This is a genomic window from Nocardia speluncae NBRC 108251 (assembly GCF_001613245.1).
GTDB lineage: Bacteria > Actinomycetota > Actinomycetes > Mycobacteriales > Mycobacteriaceae > Nocardia > Nocardia speluncae.
On sequence record NZ_BDBZ01000001.1, the window covers coordinates 1 to 18,351 of the forward strand.

The following is an 18,351-nucleotide window of genomic DNA, read 5'->3' on the forward strand; positions in this document are numbered from 1 at the left end:
CGCCCGTCCAGGACCGTGCACGCCACCGCATTCACCGAGCCGGTGTGTCCGGTGAGGGTGTCGCGGCAGGCGGGGGTGATGCCTCCGCCTGTTGCAGCGACGGGCATCCAGGTGGACTCCTCGGATCTTTCCGTGAAGGCCGACGTGAGGGTTTTGGTGCCGTGGCGTGCCGCGTCCAGTGCGAGGATGCGGCGCCGGGTGGCGGGGTCGGTGTCGCGGTGGTAGGCGATGGAGGTGCGGTAGATGGCGCGGGTCAGCAGCGCGTCGTCGGTGTGGGCGCGGGGGAACTCTGTGACGAGTGCGGCCGGGTCGCCATGAACCAGGAACTCGGTGTCGACGAGGAGTTCATCCAGGCGGCCGGCGGCTTCCGCATACGCCGGGGCGTGGCGCAGCAAGTAGGGGGGTGCGGTGTCCCAGCTACGGAGGGGGCCGTCGGTGGTGGTGTGGGTGGCGAGGAGGTGGGCCAGAATGTCGTCTGGTGTGGGCGTGGTGGTGTCGGTCGTGGGTTGGGTGAGGTGATCGACCAGCCCTTGGTGGAACAGGCGGTAGAGCAGGGTGCCGTCCCGGTCGGGGGTGGTACGCAGGTAGAACAGGGCATCGGGCAGGAGGGCACGGGCGTGTGCGGCGTCGAGGTCGGTGAACACCCCCGCGAGCGGCAGGGCGACTTCCAGTGGCATGCCCTCACCCTGAGCGTGGGCGATCGCCGCGAGGACGGCGCGGATGTGGCGGCCCTCGGAGTGGCTGTCCAGTTCCAGGTCGAGCACCCCGGGAAGCGTCGTGGGCGCCGAGTGACCCAGCTCCGTGGCAGCTTCGACACTGTCGGCGGCGGCAACGCGTCTTAGGTAACGGGTGAAGATCCCGGCCACCAGGAACGAGCCCCACTCTGCCCGATGCCCGGGGGACGGGGTGAGACGGTCGGCGACGGCGCGGGCGAGGCGGTCACGGATCGCGCGCATGTGGGGCGATTTATAGGCGGGCATCCTCGCGAGGAAGCCGGTGAGGTGGTCTACCAGGTCGAGGCGGACCTCCTCGGAGTCAGCGTCATCCAAATCGATGAGGCCGTGTGCGGCCCGTGCGGAATCCAGCAGTGCGGAGAACTGCGGCCACGGGCGTGTGCCCACCACCATGCGCACCACCGGCCGGCCATCGCTGCGCACGGCACCCGCCAAACCGACCAGCTCCGCGCAGACCGTAACCGGGTCAACCGTCTCGTCCAGGGCGTCCACGATCACCGCCGGCACCTCACCCATGTCAGCAAGCAGGCCCGCGAGCACGGACGCATCGACGGCGGCTTCCGCCGCGAAGTCGAGATCGAGTTGGCGGGCGATGGAAGCGAGGACCTCGCCCACATCCCGGCCGCGGGCGTGGACCGCAGCCAGCCGTGGGTTGATCGAGGGACACCCCAGCGGATCACGCTCCAACCGTGCGCGAACGTGCGAGGCCGAGCGCATCTCAACCAGTTCTGGATGTGCCGCACACGCCAACGCCCCCAGCAACGCCGACTTGCCCACCCCGGGATTACCCGTAACCACTTGAAGACCACCCGCCTCGACGTCGTCGAGCCACGGCGCGAGCGCCCGCAGCTGCGAACGCCGACCGACGAACTGGGTTCCGGCCTTCTCGGCGAAGTGGGGCGCGTCCCGGTCGAGGAATTCCCGCAGCGCCGGGTCCACATCCGCGACGCTCGCCACAGTCGGGTCGAAGGCGCCGTTCGGGAAGAACGGCAAATCCGGCTCCCCCGCAGCCGGATCCATCAGGGTACTGTGCACGCTCTGCGAAATCCCCGACATTTTTTCGACCCGTAGCTGGATCTGCCGCGCCACCGTCTTGAACGGTACGTGCGACCACGATCGGTCGGTATCCAACCCGGTCTCGGCGACGGCCTTCAACACCTCGGCCAAAGCTATGCTGAACCGCCCGTCGTAGGCGTCCTCGTCCGTTCCGGACGCGGCGATCACCCACGCATTTACCGGCGTGTGGGACCCGTACACCAGATGCGGAAGCCTCGCCGCACGCCCGGACCGGCACAGGTCGAACAGGAACAACGTCGGCACCCCAGACTGCTGTGCGTCGTTTACCCACTGCGCGGCGTCCGTGCCGGGCCCGACCTGGGCATCTGCGGGCACCACATCCACACGATGCGGATTAGGGCTCGGCTGTCCATGGGAAGCCACATAAATGAGCCGCGCGGACCCGCCGGTAGCCTCGGTCACGACCGCCCGCAACGCCTTTGCCCCGATGTCGCGGTGCACATCGGTGACGTACCCCAACCGGCTCAGGGCCTCGGCGACCGGCGGCACGACCTCGTCGATGAACGGCAGGTTCGAAAACTCCACCGTGCCAACCGGAACCTCACCTCCCGACGGATTCGCATCGAACCGCCCGATCCCCACCAGCAACGCACGCCCGCCGTCCACCCACACTCCCGACCTTCGAATCGAGACACCAGCCTGCCACGCATCGACCGCCCACACACACCGAACAAGACCACTCCGCACACCCGCTTCAACGGGTTCAGCCCCACACCATCGGGCTCATGAAACATGCTTTGAAAGACCTTGTAGCCACGCCCGTCAGATCGGCCCCGCTGATACCGCCGTCCACACTGCTCGGGGACGTTCGCGTGACAACGCGGCCGAGTCTCTGCCCTATCTACTACGGTCGAGACTGTGAGCGATACCCAGTGGACGATTCTCGGTGAGCGACTGGTCGACGAGAACCGGCATATCCGTTTGTCGACGGCGGATATTCGACTTCCTGACGGAGTAGAGTTCACCCAGTACGTCGCCCGTATGCCACGATGCGCGATGACCTTGGTGCTCAACGGCGCTCGCGAGGTACTGCTGATGTACCGGCACCGTTGGATCATCGACCGGTGGATATGGGAACTGCCCGGCGGATACGTCGACCACGCCGAAGATGTCGCCGCCGCGGCAGCCCGTGAGGTCGAAGAGGAGACCGGATGGCGGCCGCGCACGATGCAGCATCTCGTGACCTACCAGCCAGCAATCGGCACCCTCGACCATCCCCAGGAAATCTATATTGCCCATGGTGCCGATCTCACCGCTACCCGACCGGATATCAACGAGGCCGAGACGATTCGGTGGGTACCACTCGGCGAGGCAGTGGAAATGATCGACCGCGGCGAGATCGTCGGCGCAGCGACCGTAGTGGGTGTGTACCGGGCGCTCACTCTGATCTAGCGCTCGTCACCTGCCGACGAAACTCCTCTACTGCCGGAATCTCACAGTATGGGGCAAGCCGTGCCCGCACGTCCCGGAGGTAGGCATATGTTCGGCGCGACTCTACAGTGCCGGCCAGTTCGAGCGCGGTGGTGCCGATCCGGACCGCCTCCTGCGGATCGGCAGCAACGAGGCTCGACGCCAGGAGGCACAGATTGAATACCTTGCCTCGTTGATAACCGTCGCTCATATTGAGAGATCGCCGCGCGAGCACTGCGGCACGATCGTTGTCGCCGAGGTCACGGAAGCACTGAGCAGCCTTCGCTGCCATGTACGCGGTGTCGAGATAGGACAGCCATGGAGGACGATTCGAGCCGTCGCGATCGAATGCGCCCTCGGCCGCGTTCAACGAATTCGCGCAGGATCGGGCATCGGATCGGGCCGCGTGCCCGTGGGCTTCTACCATGTAGCACCCGGCTTCCAGCGCGGGCAGTCCAGCCGAACGGGCAGCGATCTGTGCGGCCCGTGCCAGATCTACCGCGTCACCCGGCCGTCCGACATATGTCGCCTGGTGACTCATGGCTGCCAGGATCTCGGCTCCCAGTGCCGTATCCCCGGCGGCGCGAGCCATCCTGAGTGCCTGGATGAGATACCTCTGCGCGAGGCCGTGTTCTTCGAGGTCGTAGGCGGCCCAGCCCGCCAGCTTCGTGAGCTCGGCGGTGACTGCGAAAAGGCGACGGCCGACTTCTTCGGTATAGCTGGCGCGCAGCAGCGGAGCGACCGACGTGTGTAAGTAGTGCACAACCGTGGAGCGGACCTTACCGCCTCCGACTTGATTGTCCAGATCGCGAAACGCGGTGGTCATGGTGCGCAAAGCGTCGATATCGGATACTCCGATACGGCGGAGCCCTGTAGTCGAGGCCGGGTGCTCGCGGCCGGGGAGGGTCAGCCAGCGCATGCTCGCGGCCGGGTAGACCGCGACCGCGTACGCAGTGCCTTCCAGGAACCGGCGACGTTCCACATCACTGCTCCACAACTCGGTGACGGAGGCGGTCGCCCCCGCGAGGGTCAGCGAAAATTCCAGCCCCGACTTCGCCGATCGATCGACCGCCATCCCGCAATCGGACGGTGTGATGCGGCGACCACACAGCTCCGTCAGAACCTCAGCGATCAAGTTCGGCCCGGGTGACGTCGGTTGCTCCCCAGCCAGCCATCGGCCTACAGACGTGTGGTCGTAGCGGAGTTCTATCCCGATACCCCGGCCACGTTCGACTATTCGCCGCGCGAACCCTTTCCGGCTCGCACGAGTTTCGTAGAGCAGCTCGCCCAGTTGATGGTTCGGCTGCTTGGGGCGACGTCCCATTACCGAAGTGTGGCACGAACTTCGCTCCGGTGACGACGACGTGCTCTTCTGCACACCCCCTCTGCGCACACCTGCCGTCTCCGCGCGCCTTGTCTACCGCTGCGCTGAGCGATGAACTGGGCCAACTGATCCGATCGTGACACCAAAGGAACACAAATGCCCGAGCTTGAACACGTCCACCGTGAGGGACTTGTGCCGCTCGCTGATCTCCGGGTCGGGACTCCTCGTAGACGAGCCTTCTTCGGCGTCGCCGGAAACGCGGTAGTGCGATGATCGGCCCGATTGCATTGGGATGGATCGATGATGACGCCAGCAGTGCGCCCTCATGGGACCGGGTGCAGGTGCTTCGCCTCGCGAACCGACTTGGCTACGACCTCGTATGGCCGGATGAACGCTCGGTGCTGTCCGTGGCCGACCAAGTGCGCAATTCCGGGGCAGATGTGGTGATTCTTCCTGCCCCCGATCACCTCGGTCCGCTGGAGTTGAATCGGGTCATGGATGTCGCCGATGTGGAGACTGTCCTGCCGCGCCTCAGTTTCGCACGCTGGGTATATGGAAAGGTGTCGCCGTGAGCGCCCCGGTCGTCGTGGGCTTCGTGATCGCGATCGCTCTACCGCTGCTGGTGATCGTAGCTGCGATCTGGTGGCCGTCGTGAGCGGAGCGGGCTCCCATGTCGTACAATAAGCCGTACAACTTCGACAGGACGGCGCGATGTCCAAAGCCTTACCCATATCGACCGTGCGTCAGAACCTCTTCGGACTGGTGCAGCAGGTCAACGACGACCACGACACTGTCACTGTCGTGTCCAAGAGTGGTGAGAACGCCGTGCTCATGGCGGAAAGCGATTACAACTCGCTGATGGAGACCCTGTACGTGTTACGCACCCACGGTGGTGCCCGGCTGCTGCAATCCGCCGAAGACGCTCGTGCGGGACGCGCCGAAGCGCATGCGCTCATCGATCCGGATGCCGGGTGACCGCCGCCGAGCGGAAGCTCACGTTCACCGCGCAGGGCTGGAAGTCCTACACAAGCTGGCTTGCCACCGACCGATCCGTGCTGAAAGGCGCGAACAAGATGATCGACGCGGTTCTGCGTGATCCGTTCGCGGGTATCGGCAAACCCGAACCGCTGCGTCACCAACTCGCTGGTTGCTGGTCGCGGCGGATCACGCAGGAGCATCGTTTGGTCTACCTCGTGACAGATACCGAAATTGTTGTGGTGCAAGTGGGTTCACACTACGAGGGCTGAACTAACAGTTCGGCGGACCCTGGGGGAGTTCGGTCCGGAAACGGGCGATCCCGGCAGCCGGTCGCGAGCGGTGATCCGCTGACCGTTTACCGGAACCGTGCCGCCGGGGTCGGCTGAGCAGGGGAGTTGTCGGACGGTGCGTGCACTGGTTATTCCTCGTCGTCCGCGGGGTCGGGTGGGCGACGCACCGTGGTGCGGAGCATGACCCCGGTACTGGTTTCGCCGCCTCGGCGGTGCAGGTTCATCAACTCGTCGAGGCGGTCGTTGTCGTGGGCGGCGAGCGCCTCGATCATCTGGTCGTGTTCGGCGATCACCCGGGCGCGGGCGGCGGGGTCGTACAGGTAGGCGGCGTGGTAGGGCATGGCCAGCGTCCACAGCCGGCGTACCTCGGCGACGACCAGGTTCAGCGGGGACTGTTCGAAGATGGCGAAGTGGAAGGCATGGTTGTGCAATCGCATCGCCAGGAGGTCACCGTGTTCGGCGGCGTCGACGACCAGTTCGCCGAGGCGGCGGACCTCGGTGAGCGCCTTATCGGTGAACCGGGGCAGGGTCGCGATGATCTCCCGCTCGAGTGCGGCGCGCATCAGGTAGATCTGGTCGAAATCCGATTGCTGCAGCCGCGCGACCGTATATCCCACGTTGTGTTCGTGGTCGACCAGGCCGGCGGCCGCGAGCTGGCGCAATGCCTCCCGGATGGGGAGCCGGCTGACGCCGAGGCGTTCGGCCATCAGCACCTGGCGGATCGGCTGCCCGGGTAGCAGTTCGCCGGTGACGATGAGTCGTTCGATGTCTTCGACGACCCGTGCCGCCGCCCGTTCGCCGTCGCGCCCGCGGTCTGCGGGCGGGGTTTCTCCGCTGGGTCTGCTCACGGGTTTCCGAAGATACCAGCCGCACGGAGTTCGTCGATACGATCGGTGCCGTATCCCATCGCGGTGAGCACAGCGGTGGTGTCGGCGCCGAGTGGCACGGCGGGACGCGGACGGCGGTGACCGGACCGGCCCAGGGCGATCGGGACACCGATACCGCGGTAGTCGTCGTCATCGATGTACAGGCCGCGATGCCGGGCCTGTTCGGATTGCAGCGCTTCATCGACCGTGTGCACCGGGCTCGCGGGTACGCCGGCCTCTTCGAGTCGCCGGCCAAGATCTTCGCGCGAACACTGCGCGATACGTTCGCCGAGCAGCGCGACGAGTTCATCCCGGTGGGCGTAGCGGTCGCCGTTGGAGGTGAAGCGCGGATCGCCGGCGAGTCCGGGCAGGCCGAGAGTTTCGGTGAGCGCACGGAATTGGCGGTTGTTGGCCGCGCTGACGAAGAAATCACCGTCCGCGGCCCGGAACACCTGATACGGCGCCACTGTGGGATGGAAATCCCCCGTCCGCTGCGGCACCGTGCCGCCTGCCATCCAGTTGGCCGCGTGGGGGTGCAGGAGGGAGAGGACGGAGTCCAGCAGCGTGATATCGACCAGCTGGCCCTGCCCGCTGCGCCCGCGTTCGAGCATCGCCAGCAGGATGCCGCTCACCGCCATATTGGCGGCGACGATATCGACGATCGGAATGCCGACGCGTAGTGGGTTGCCGTCGGGATAGCCGTTGATGCTCATCAGGCCACCGAAGGACTGCAGAACGGCATCGTAGCCGGGCAGCCCGCCCATCGGCCCGTCCACACCGAAACCGGTGATCCGGCAGTAGATCATCTGCGGATGGCGTGCGCTGAGCACGGACTCGTAGTCGAACCCCCAGCGCGCCAAGGTGCCCGCCTTGAAGTTCTCGACCACGATATCGGCGCCCGCGAGCAGATGCCCGAGAATCTCCCGGCCCGCGTCGGTGCGCAGATCGAGGACGACGTTGTCCTTGCTGTGGTTGAGGCTCGCGTAGTAGGCGCTGCTCGCCCCGGATTCCAGAAAGGGGGGTCCCCAGCTGCGGGTCTCGTCGCCGGTGGGCGCTTCTACTTTGATGACTTCGGCGCCGTGGTCGGCCAGGATCTGGGCGGTGTAGGGGCCGGCGAGTACCCGGCTCAGGTCGAGCACCCGCACCCCGGTGAGCACACCGTTACCGGTGGCGGTGTCCGCCGAACGCCATGCGGCACGGCCGTCGATGGCGGGCATGGCGGCAGGGTTCTCGGCGGGTGTGGTGACGGTCATCGATTGTTCCCTTCTGTCGCCGCGCGGGTGCCCACGTCGCCGGATCCGGTGACGAGGTCCCAGACGTCGGCGCCGCCTTCGAGGATCCGGTCGGCGAGGATGCCGGCCCAGTAGCGTTCCGACCCGTACCGTTCTCGCCAGGCCAGCAGGGCCGTGGTGGATCGGCCGAGCGGATATTCGGCGGTGAACCCGATCGCGCCGTGGAGTTGGTGGCCCGCGGCGGCGATTTCCCGGGCCGAGGACGAGGTCACCACTTTCGCGGCGGCGATGGCGGTTCGCGCCCGGTTCGGATCGGAGCCGGCGTCCTCGGCTACGGCCGCTTCGATGGCCGTTTCCATGAGCGTGGTGAGCGCGGCCATACCGGCCAGCCGCTGCTGCACGGCCTGGAATTTGCTCAGCGGGCGGCCGAACTGGGTGCGCTGTCCCGCGTATTCGACGGTCCGGTCGCAGACAGCGCGCGCCGCGGCGGCGAGCGCGACGGCGTAGGCGAGCGCACCACGTTCGGTGAGTTCGGGTTCGCCGACCGGGGATTCGGCATACGATTCGACCGCGACGGCGTCGAAGTCGTAATCGGTGACGGCGGCACCGATGAGATCGGTACCGGGCGTCGCCGTGACGCCGGAGCCGGTGGCGGAAAGGAACGCCACCGCAGGCCCGCGATCCGCGACGACCGGGTCGAGCAGTATCACCAGCCGATCGGCGTCGGCTCCGTGCACCACCGCCCGTACCGAGCCGTCCAGAACCGGTCCGCCGGCACCGGCTTCGCGGACCGCAGTGCCGGGACGCGCGTGGGCAATCGTAGCGGTGTGCGCGCCCAGGGAGATATCACAGCGTGCCGCCAGCCAGCCGGCGAGCACAGTGTGCTCGATGAGCATGGTGAGGGCACCGCCGGTGACCGCGGCCGAGACCACGGTGAGCGCCTCGGCGAGGGTGCCGCCGCTGCCGCCGCGGTCTTCGGGGATACCGATTCCGGTGAATCCGGCGTCGGCGAGTACCGACCAGACGGCGCTGTCCATACCGGCGGCGGGAGTGGTGGTGTCGACACCCGCCCGTTCGATCATCGCGCGGACGGTCGCGAGTAGTTCGGCGTTCGGGCCTGTCATCGCAATCCCATTCCGCGAGCGACGATTCCGCGAAGGATCTCGTTCGTCCCGCCACGTAGTGTGAACGCCGGAATATGCAGCATGCTGTCGGCCAGCATGCGGGCGAACGGATCGTCGCCGGTGCGGCGGGGATCGGTAGCGCATGCGGCCCGCACTGCCTCCACCAGATCGCCTTCGAATGCCGACCCGAGGTCCTTCACCATCGCCGCCCGCACATCGGGCCGGCGCCCTCCGGCCAGTTCGGCGGCTACCGACAACGACATCCGGCGCAGGGCCCAGGCCTGCGCCGTGAGTGTTCCCAGCGTGATGCGTTGTTCCTCCGTGGCGCCGGAGCGGCGCAACTCGGCGGCCCAGGCCCGCAACAGCGGCATCGTGGACAGATAGCGTTCGGGACCGGAGCGTTCGAAGGCGAGCTCGCGCATCACCTGCGTCCAACCTTCACCGCGCCGGCCCAACAGGGCCTCCGGACCGACACGCGCGTCATGGAAGATCACCTCGTTGAAATGGGCCTCGCCGTCGATACTGCGCAGCGGGCGCACCTCGATATCGGGGTGTGACAGGTCTACGAGGAATTGGGATAGTCCGGTCTGTCGATCACCTGCGTCGCCGTCACTGCGGGCGAGCAGCACCATGGCATGCGCCAGATGGGCGCCGGTGGTCCACACCTTCGTCCCATTGAGGGTCCAGGATCCATCGTCGTGGGGGAGGGCACGGGTGCGGACGGCAGCGAGATCGGAGCCTGCCTCTGGTTCGCTCATGCCGATCGCGAAGAACAGTGTTCCGGCGGCGATTCCGGGCAGATAACGCTGTTTCTGTTCTTCGGTGCCGTTGGCGAGGATGCCCGGCGCCATCTGGCGGTCGGCGATCCAGTGCGCGGCGACCGGTGCGCCGTGGGCGAGCAGCTCCTCGGTTACGACGAAACGTTCGACCGGAGACCTGTCGTGGCCGCCGTAGGCAGCCGGCAGGGTCATCCCCAGCCAGCCCTGCTGCCCGAGCCGGGCGCTGAACTCGGGATCGAATCCGCTCATCCAATTGTCCACGGCCGGAACGAATGTGAGCGCCGCGAGTTGCTCGTTCAGGAAGGTGCGTACCTCGGTGCGCAGCGCATGCAGTTCCGGGCTCTCGGCTACCGGCGAACCGGCTCCGGTGGTCATCGCCCCGGCCCTCGCGACGACCAGGATGCCTGCCCCTTACGCGACATCGACCACATCTGCACGCCGCGTTCGATCTCGAGTGCCGATGACCAGCTGACTGCCGGTGGCCCGAGCTCGAGGCGGGCGCTGGTCATGATCCGCCGGCTCAGCTCCGGGTCGGCGGCCGGCGTGGTGGTGAGCTCGGCGATGAGCGGATCGAGATCGGTTTCGGGGACGGCGGCGTAGGCGAGCCCGCAGGCGGCTGCCTCGGTTCCGGTCATCGAGCGTCCGCATGCGGCGAGGGCTACGGTTCGGGACCAGCCGGCCGCGCGACCGAGCAGCGCGAGGTGACCGCCGCCCGGGTGGATGTTGCGGGCCAGGAACCCGCTGTCGAGCACCGAATCCGGCGTCAGCACCATGATGTCGGCGGCCAGGGCCAGGTTGAGTCCGGCGCCCACGGCGCCGCCGACGACTCGGGCGATCGTGGGAACCGGCAGGGAACCGACGCGCACGAAAGCGCTGTAGACCGCTGAAGTGCGGCGCACGGCTTCGGGAGAGGCCGGATCCGCAGAGGAGGCCGCGAGATCGCGGGTGTCCGCACCACTGCAGAAGTATGCGCCGGCGGAGCGTACGACGACCGCGCCGATAGTGGGGTCGTTCTCGACCTGATCGCAGAATTCGCCGATGAGCGCGGCCATTTCGAGGGTGATGGCGTTCTTGCGGCGGGGATTGTCGAGGGTCAACTGCGCGACGCCGCCGGTGAACTCGGTCAGAACCGAGGCTTCTGGCGGTGCGCCGGCCGAATCGTCTGGCGTCATGAACCAGACCGTAGCAGATTGGATCCAAAATAAGATCCATTATTGATTGACAATCTGTGGTGTGCGCCCGGAGAGTGGCAACAGTGAAGAACGCCAACCGGATTCGACCGAGTGGCGGGCAGAGAGGAGTACTCGTGTTCGAGTTGACCGGGCGGATCGCCCTGGTATCCGGAGCAGGTCAGAGCGTGGGCGAAGGCATCGCGACGGTGCTCGCGCGGCAGGGTGCCGCGGTGATCGTCAACGACCTCTTCGGCGAGCGAGCCGAGCGGGTGGCCGCGCAGATCGTCGCCGAGGGCAACACGGCGATCGCGAAGGCGTTCGATGTCACCGATTACGAGGCAACCGTCGCCGCCGTCCGTGCGGCCGAGGCCGAACTGGGCGGGCAAGTGAACATCCTGGTGAACAATGCCGGGGTCGCGCAGACGCGAGTCATCAAGCCGTTCCGCGAGCTCACTCCCGACCAGTGGCCGCCGTCGATCGATCTCAACATCTACGGCGCGATGAACTGCGTCAAAGCCGTGCTGGACGGGATGTGTGACTCCGGTTGGGGCCGGATCGTGCAGATCTCGTCGGGCTCGGCGCGAACGGGGCAGAACATCAACTACTCGATGTATGCCACCGGCAAGAGCGGTATCGAGGGTTTCATCCGGCATCTGGCGGCGGAGACCGGGCAGTATGGCGTTACGGCGAATATTGTCGCACTCGGCCAGCAGGCCAACCTGGCGGAGAAGATGACGCCGGAGATGATCGACAAGATCATTACGACCATCCCGATCGGCCGTCTCGGCGATCCGATCGAGGTCGGGGCTTTCTGCGCGTATCTGGCCTCGAACGAGTCCGGGGGGATGACCGGCCAGACCCTGGACTTCAACGGTGGGTCGCAGACCCGATGAGCGGGATATGGCGACGCCGCCGCAGATGAGATCGACCCGGCGGTGAGCGTGGACTCCACCACTGCGGCCGACCGGACGCGGCGCAGAAAAATCCCGGCTAATGGGACGCGAGATCCGCCGCGACGCACCGATCCCAGATCTCGCGCGCCGCTACCCGCACCGGACCCACCAGCGTGCGGTAGTCGAGCGAGGTGACCGGCGCGCACACCGAGATCCCGGCCAGGTTGCCGTAGATATGGTCGGGCGGCCCGAGTGAGACGCCCACACAGCCGAGGCCGGTGAACGCTTCCCCGCGATCGAACGCCGCGCCACGATCACGGACGGCGGCGAGATCGTCCGCGAGCTGGGCTTCGGTCGTCATACTCTGCGGTGTGCGCCGGACCGGTGCGCCGCCGCCCGAGCGGCGGAGTTCGCCGGAGATCGGCCGGTGGCCGGACTCCCCGGCGAAAGCCAGCTGTGCCTTACCCACCGCTGTGAGGTGGGCGGGTATCCGCTGACCGACGGCCGTGGGCGTGGGGCCGGAGGCGCGGCCGTTGACCTTCGCCAGATAGACGGTGTCGCCGCGGCTGACAACGGCGAGCTGGATGGTGAGTCCGGTGCGGTGCGCGAACGCCTGCATGATCGGCCGGGCGCCGCGCAGCAGGCGGTTCTGATTGAGCGCCGCCTGGCCCATCTCATAGGCCTTGACGCCGAGTTCGTAGGTCTGTTCGGGCGAACGCGCGAGCCAGCCCGTGTTCGTGAGCTGTTCCAGCAGGCGATGGACCGAGGAGCGCGGCAGGCCGGTGCGGGAGGTGACCTGCGCGAGGGTGAAAGGACCGGCCCCGTTGAACGTCTCCAGAACGAGGGATATCCGCTCGACGACCGAGACCGGTACTCCAGCGGGACTTGATGTTCTCATCCGACCTCCAGCACGCATCACAGCTCTGTGACGTGAGTCACGGTACTACTACATGCGGGGCAGCTCAACGCACCGTGACGAGCATCGTCTCCGACGATCGCATCCAGCCACCGCCACGGCCGAGTGGTCCTCCCGGTCAGCGAGACGCCGGCCGGGTCGGAAAAGGCTCCCACTCAGCAGGAGATTCGGGTCACACCGGGGTCGCGGCTGCGAAGGTGGACACATTGCGACGAGTTCCGCGGTCGCAATCATCTGACCAGGAGGTATCGTGAGTCCCACGATCGAGACCGGCAATGAAGTCCGTGTCATCGACACCGGTGCGCCGCCTGCGCGTTATGCGCGGGGCTGGCACTGCCTCGGTCTGCTGCGTGACTTCGCCGACGGCCGCCCGCACCAGATCGCCGCGTTCGGTACCGAGCTCGTCGTCTTCCGCGGCGAGGACGGGAAGGTGAACGTCCTCAACGCGTTCTGCCCGCATATGGGTGGGAATCTGGCCCGAGGCACCGTGAAGGGCAACGATATCGCCTGCCCCTTCCACGACTGGCGGTGGCGTGGGGACGGGAAATGTGCATCCATCCCGTACGCCCGGCGGGTTCCGCCGCTGGCCCGGACCAAAGCGTGGCCGACCAGGGAGATCAGTGGGCAGCTGTTCGTCTGGAACGACCCGCAGGGCAGCAAGCCGCCCGCCGGGCTGGAGATTCCGGCGATCCCGACCTACGGGGATCCGGGGTGGACGGACTGGGTGTGGAATTCGATCGTGGTCGAGGGCTCGCACTGCCGCGAAATCGTCGACAACGTCGTCGATATGGCGCATTTCTTCTACGTCCACTACGCCATGCCGACCTATTTCCGGAATGTCTTCGAGGGCCATACCGCGACCCAGGTCATGCGGTCGCTGCCACGTGCCGATGCGACCGGAGTCAGCACCAGCACGAATTACAACGACGAAGGTCAATCGGACGCCACGTATTACGGTCCTTCGTACATGATCGACAAGCTCTGGAGCGGCGGCCAGGCCGGGGCCGGTGAGCCGCGTATCTACCTGATCAACTGCCATTACCCGATCAGTCCGACCTCGTTCCGGCTGCAGTACGGCGTGATGGTGGAGAAGCCGACCGGCATGGACGATGCCGCGGCCGAGCAGGTCGCTACCGCTGTGGCGCAGGGCGTCGCGATCGGTTTCGAACAGGACGTGGAGATCTGGAAGAACAAATCGCGGATCGACAATCCGCTGCTGTGCGAGGAAGACGGCCCGGTATATCAGCTGCGCCGTTGGTACGAACAGTTCTACGTCGACGTCGAGGACATCGAGCCGGAGATGGTCAACCGGTTCGAATTCGAGATCGATACCGAACGCGCCCTGCAGAATTGGCAGGACGAGGTCGATGCGAATCTGGCCGCCGGTCGTAGCGCCATCCCGGCGCAGCGTCGGGCAGCCTCCGCATCCTCCTGACCACTCTCACCCCGAAACATTCCCGTTTCCCGGACCAGGAGCTCCGATGTCCTACGAAGTACTCGACAAGATCGTCGCCATCGCCGACGAGATCCGCGCCGGCGCCGAGGAGGGGGATTCCCTCGGCCGTCTGCCCGACGATATGGCCAAAGGCCTGAAGGATGCCGGAATCATCCGGCTGCTGCAGCGCAAGAAGTACAACGGCTACGAGGCGCATCCGCGCGAGTTCGCCGAAACCGTGATGAAGACCGCGAGTTTCTACGGTTCCGCCGGTTGGGTCGGCGGCATCGTGGGTGTGCACCCCTGGCAGCTCGCTTTCGCCGATCCCAAGGTGCAGGAGGAAATCCTCGGCGAAGACACCGATACCTGGCAGGCCTCGCCGTACATGCCCGGCGGTGTCGCCGTGCCGACAGGCGATGGTTATGTGATGAACGGCCGCTGGCAATTCTCCTCCGGCACCGATCATTGTGACTGGATTTTCCTCGGCGCCATGGTAGGTGGTGCCGACGGTAAACCGTTGATGCCGCCACAGAGCCTGCACGTGATTCTGCCCCGGTCGGACTATGAGATCGTCGCGGATTCCTGGGATGTGGTCGGACTGCGCGGCACCGGAAGCAAGGACATCATCGTCAAGAATGCCTTCATTCCGAACTACCGGGTGATGGACGGGGGGAAGGTGATCGACGGTACCGCGGCGAAAGAGTACGGCGTCACGGAAACGCTCTACAAGATGCCCTGGTCCACCATGTTCCCGCTGGGCATCACCGCCGCGACCATCGGCATCTGCGAAGGCGTGCTCGCGGCGGGGGTCGACTATCAGCGCAACCGGGTCGGTGCGACAGGCACGCTCGTCAAGGACGATCCCTACGTTCTGCACGCGCTCGGTGAGGCGGCATCGGAGATCGATGCGGCCCGGCAGCAACTGCTGGCCAATGTCGACCGTATCTGGGACAAGGTCGACCGCGGCGAGGAGATCGACTTCGAAGCGCGGGCCGCGGTGCGCCGCGATCAGGCCCGTGCCGCCTGGCGGGCGGTCCGCGCCGCCGACGAGATCTTCGACCGAGCGGGCGGTAACGCGCTGCGGATGGACAATCCGCTCCAGCGATTCTGGCGTGACGCGCATGCCGGTCTGCACCACGCCATCCATGTCACCAGCACCACGTATCACGCGGCCGCCATGTCGTCACTCGGTGTGGAGGTCCCCGAGGGACCGCTGCGCGTGATGATCTGAGAGCCCCGGAAAGGAATTACGGACACACGATGACGGAAATCAGAGCACTCGGCTACGTACGGGTTCAGGCCACCGATATGGAACGCTGGCGTGAGCTCGGGTTCGAGGTACTGGGCTTCGCACCCGGTTTCGGTGACGAAACCGACGCCCTGCACTTCCGGATGGACGAGCGAGCATCACGCATCACCGTCGAGCACGGTGACGTCGACCGGGTGACCGCGGTCGGCTGGGAGGTCCGGGACGCGCCCGCGCTACGCCGGCTGACCGCCACCCTGGACGGGGCCGGTGTCGCGTATACGCCCATGAGCCAGGAGCTGGCCGACAGGCGCAAAGTCGAGGCCGGTATCTGCCTGAAGGATCCCGGCGGCACCCCGCTGGAATTCTTCTACGGACCGGTGCTCGAACACAGCCCGGTGATCACCAAGTTCGGCCAGAAATTCGTCACCGGCGATCAGGGCCTGGGCCATGTGGTGATGCCGACGACCAACTTCGACGAATCGTTCGCCTTCTACACCGAAACCCTGGGGTTTCTGTCCCGGGGCGCTTTCCGGATGCCTGCGCCACCGGAGGCGGGTCCGTTGCGGATCCGGTTCATGGGAGTCAATCAGCGTCACCACAGCCTGGCGATCATGCCCAGCATGGAGGGTCGCGATCCGGGCCTGATCCACGTCATGGTCGAGGTGGACGAACTCGACGCGGTCGGCCGCGCCTACGACCAGGTAGCGGCCCGCGGTTTCCCGGTGTCCTCGACCCTGGGCCGGCACACCAACGACAAGATGATCTCGTTCTACGTGCGGGTACCCGGTGGCTGGGATATCGAATACGGCACCGGCGCCAAGCTCGTCGACGAAACCTATTACACGGCCGAAGAGATCACCGCCGACAGCTACTGGGGCCACGAATGGATGTGGGCCCGAGAGATGAAGGAAGCGCAGCGGGCTGCGGAAGCCGGCGAAGCAGAACCGGCGCGAGCCTGAGCTCCCGCCGATTCCGGTGCAGGGACCGCTGAGCCGGAGGGTGAGCCCGCCCGTCCGGTTGTGCCTGCCGAAGGTGGCGGGCCGGCACTCCACGGTGTCGGCCCGCCAACCGGAGGCGGCCGGTTCTGGAAGCGGCAGTGGTGGTGTGCGGCAATAGTTCGGCAGGGCGTTGCAGGTCTGACGAGGGACGTGATGTGACGGAAATCAGTACCGCCGAGCATGCCGGGTATCGGGAATGGTGGGCGCTCGCCGTGCTCGTGTTGGTCGCGGTGCTGATATCGATAGACGGCACAGTTCTGTACATGGCGGTGCCCGCGCTGTCCGCCGATATCGATCCGAGTGCAACGCAGTTGTTGTGGATCGGTGATATCTACGCTTTCGTGCTGGCGGGTCTGCTGATCACCATGGGAAACCTTTCGGATCGTATCGGCCGAAAACGTTTGCTGCTTATCGGTGCCGCCGCCTTCTGCCTGGCGTCGGTGCTGGCGGCGTTCGCTCCGAACGCCGAGATGCTCATTATCGGGCGCACGTTGTTGGGTGCTGCCGGTGCGACTTTGCTGCCGTCGACATTGTCGATCATTAGAGCGATGTTCTCGGACGCGAAGCAGCGCAGGAAGGCGGTAGCGCTCTGGGCCGCCGGTGCAGCCGTCGGTGCCGCGCTCGGACCGCTTGTGGGCGGTGTGTTGTTGACGAATTTCTGGTGGGGTTCGGTCTTCTTGATCAATGTGCCGATCATGGTGTCGGTGCTGGTTGCCGGCCTATTTCTGATTCCCGAGTCCTACGGCGATAAGACGCATGCAATCGACCTTGTCTCGGCGGCGCTGTCCATCCTGTCGATTATCGCCATCGCCTACGCGGTAAAGCATCTCGTCGGAAATGGTTTGGAATGGAGTGTTCTGGCCGCAGGCATCTTCGGCCTGCTCGCCGGCTGGATATTCCTGCGCCGACAGCTACTGCATCCCAGTCCTCTCTTGGATCTATCACTGTTTCGGATGCCTTCATTCGCCGGCGCGGTGGCTACCAAGGCGCTGTCGATATTCGCGGTCCTCGGAATGTTGTTCTTCTTCTCCCAATACCTCCAACTCGTCCGTGGGTACGGACCGCTACTCGCCGGCATTGCCGAACTGCCGTCATCCGTCGGTTCGGCTGTCGCAATCGCGTGTATCGGAATCCTGGCGGCACGGCTCGGCGCGGGCCGTTCGATCAGTGCGGGCCTGGCCACCGCTGCGGTCGGCCTCGCCGGTCTCGGGGTCACCGCCACCCAACAGCATTTTCTGGGAATCGGCATCTTCTTGGCCGTTTTCGGTCTGGGTGTCGGAATATCGATGCCGCTGTCGACCGATGCCGTGGTCTCGTCGGTTCCTACGGAACGTGCAGGTGCCGCTTCCGCTATCGCCCAGACAGCCTATGAACTGGGTGGCGCACTCGGTATCGCAATTCTCGGCTCACTCAATCTGGCGGTATACCGGACAAGTCTCGATCTACCCGATGGCACCGGCCTCCGCGACGCCGCGGCCGCAAACGACTCCCTCGCTGTCATATTGGCAGGTACCGAAGACACTGCAGTGGCAGAACAGGCCAAGGCCGCATTCACCACGGCAGTGCAGACGACCTCGCTCGTCGCCGCATTGATCCTTGCGATCGCTGCCGCGATCGCTTGGCGGGTGATCCCCTCGCCGAGCCTTGCCCGAAAGAGCGCATAACGTCCCCGCTGCCGCGCCGGATTCGCCCGCACGCCGTATCCGGCTGGCAGGGGTGATCGGCGCGACCGGTTTCGGCCGGAGACGAGCTCGAGGTGCTGCCGCCCGAGGGGCAGGTGAACCTCGGGCCGGCGAGATCCGCACCGACGAGGACCTGGTCGAGGGCTACCGCCCGGCCTCCCGAGCCGAGCCGCGCGAGTGGTCCACCGCTCA

The 18,351-nt window shown here is 66.1% G+C and carries 17 protein-coding genes; 9 read left to right on the top strand and 8 right to left on the bottom strand.

The genetic code is table 11. The features are described 5' to 3' along the window. A partial coding sequence (locus tag NS6_RS00005; RefSeq protein WP_157112553.1) for an AAA family ATPase occupies positions 1–2,336 on the bottom strand: 2,336 nt, incomplete at its 3' end. Positions 2,337–2,669: 333 nt separating this feature from the next. Between NS6_RS00005 and NS6_RS00010 the strand changes: the two genes are divergently transcribed. After that, complete coding sequence (locus NS6_RS00010; protein ID WP_068035008.1) at positions 2,670–3,203, top strand: NUDIX domain-containing protein; 534 nt, start codon at positions 2,670–2,672, stop codon at positions 3,201–3,203. Here the strand turns inward: NS6_RS00010 and NS6_RS00015 are convergent. After that, positions 3,190–4,545 (bottom strand): NsdA family TPR-like regulatory protein, encoded by a 1,356-nt coding sequence (locus tag NS6_RS00015; protein WP_068035009.1) that lies wholly within the window; start codon positions 4,543–4,545, stop codon positions 3,190–3,192. The genes NS6_RS00010 and NS6_RS00015 overlap by 14 nt on opposite strands. Positions 4,546–4,814: 269 nt before the next feature. Between NS6_RS00015 and NS6_RS00020 the strand changes: the two genes are divergently transcribed. From NS6_RS00020 to NS6_RS00030, 3 genes are all read left to right on the top strand, one after another. Further along, positions 4,815–5,117: a hypothetical protein gene (locus NS6_RS00020; protein WP_068035011.1), complete on the top strand. Its 303-nt coding sequence runs from the start codon at positions 4,815–4,817 to the stop codon at positions 5,115–5,117. 139 nt (positions 5,118–5,256) lie between these two features. Then, positions 5,257–5,520, top strand: a complete 264-nt coding sequence (locus tag NS6_RS00025; RefSeq protein WP_068035015.1) for a type II toxin-antitoxin system Phd/YefM family antitoxin — start codon at positions 5,257–5,259, stop codon at positions 5,518–5,520. After that, positions 5,517–5,792, top strand: coding sequence for a Txe/YoeB family addiction module toxin (locus tag NS6_RS00030; protein WP_068035017.1), 276 nt, complete (start codon positions 5,517–5,519; stop codon positions 5,790–5,792). Before NS6_RS00025 ends, NS6_RS00030 begins: the two co-directional genes overlap by 4 nt. Positions 5,793–5,941: 149 nt before the next feature. Here NS6_RS00030 and NS6_RS00035 read toward each other — a convergent pair whose 3' ends face one another. The 5 genes from NS6_RS00035 to NS6_RS00055 are packed head-to-tail and all read right to left on the bottom strand — an operon-like array spanning position 5,942 to position 10,986. After that, complete coding sequence (locus tag NS6_RS00035; RefSeq protein WP_068035019.1) at positions 5,942–6,661, bottom strand: GntR family transcriptional regulator; 720 nt, start codon at positions 6,659–6,661, stop codon at positions 5,942–5,944. Further along, positions 6,658–7,932: a CaiB/BaiF CoA transferase family protein gene (locus tag NS6_RS00040; protein WP_068035020.1), complete on the bottom strand. Its 1,275-nt coding sequence runs from the start codon at positions 7,930–7,932 to the stop codon at positions 6,658–6,660. The genes NS6_RS00035 and NS6_RS00040 overlap by 4 nt, the downstream gene beginning before the upstream one ends. Then, positions 7,929–9,035 carry an acyl-CoA dehydrogenase family protein gene (locus NS6_RS00045; RefSeq protein ID WP_068035023.1) on the bottom strand — a complete coding sequence of 369 codons (1,107 nt, stop codon included), beginning with the start codon at positions 9,033–9,035 and terminating at the stop codon, positions 7,929–7,931. The genes NS6_RS00040 and NS6_RS00045 overlap by 4 nt, the downstream gene beginning before the upstream one ends. After that, entirely contained in the window at positions 9,032–10,189 is a 1,158-nt protein-coding gene (locus tag NS6_RS00050) for an acyl-CoA dehydrogenase family protein (RefSeq protein ID WP_068035025.1), read from the bottom strand. Before NS6_RS00050 ends, NS6_RS00045 begins: the two co-directional genes overlap by 4 nt. Next, the gene (locus NS6_RS00055) at positions 10,186–10,986 is read right to left on the bottom strand and encodes an enoyl-CoA hydratase/isomerase family protein (RefSeq protein ID WP_068035031.1); all 801 of its coding nucleotides are present in this window, start codon (positions 10,984–10,986) and stop codon (positions 10,186–10,188) included. The genes NS6_RS00050 and NS6_RS00055 overlap by 4 nt, the downstream gene beginning before the upstream one ends. 134 nt (positions 10,987–11,120) lie before the next feature. Here NS6_RS00055 and NS6_RS00060 point away from each other — a divergent pair, with 134 nt between their 5' ends. After that, on the top strand, positions 11,121–11,879 hold the full coding sequence (locus NS6_RS00060; protein WP_068035033.1) for an SDR family NAD(P)-dependent oxidoreductase: 759 nt from the start codon (positions 11,121–11,123) through the stop codon (positions 11,877–11,879). A gap of 97 nt (positions 11,880–11,976) precedes the next feature. Here the strand turns inward: NS6_RS00060 and NS6_RS00065 are convergent, their stop codons facing one another. Next, positions 11,977–12,777 (bottom strand): IclR family transcriptional regulator, encoded by an 801-nt coding sequence (locus NS6_RS00065; RefSeq protein ID WP_068035035.1) that lies wholly within the window; start codon positions 12,775–12,777, stop codon positions 11,977–11,979. Positions 12,778–13,045: 268 nt separating this feature from the next. On the opposite strand from NS6_RS00065, the gene NS6_RS00070 reads away from it, so the two are divergent. The 4 genes from NS6_RS00070 (at position 13,046) to NS6_RS00085 (ending at position 18,141) form a co-directional block, all read left to right on the top strand. Further along, positions 13,046–14,230: a 3-ketosteroid-9-alpha-monooxygenase, oxygenase component gene (locus NS6_RS00070; RefSeq protein ID WP_068035037.1), complete on the top strand. Its 1,185-nt coding sequence runs from the start codon at positions 13,046–13,048 to the stop codon at positions 14,228–14,230. Positions 14,231–14,276: 46 nt separating this feature from the next. Beyond that, positions 14,277–15,461, top strand: a complete 1,185-nt coding sequence (locus NS6_RS00075) for an acyl-CoA dehydrogenase family protein (RefSeq protein WP_068035039.1) — start codon at positions 14,277–14,279, stop codon at positions 15,459–15,461. Between the two features lie 29 nt (positions 15,462–15,490). Further along, a complete protein-coding gene (locus NS6_RS00080) occupies positions 15,491–16,438 on the top strand; it encodes a VOC family protein (RefSeq protein WP_068035041.1) in 948 nt (315 codons plus the stop codon). Between the two features lie 194 nt (positions 16,439–16,632). Then, positions 16,633–18,141, top strand: a complete 1,509-nt coding sequence (locus NS6_RS00085; protein ID WP_068035043.1) for an MFS transporter — start codon at positions 16,633–16,635, stop codon at positions 18,139–18,141. The last annotated feature ends 210 nt before the right edge of the window (positions 18,142–18,351 follow it).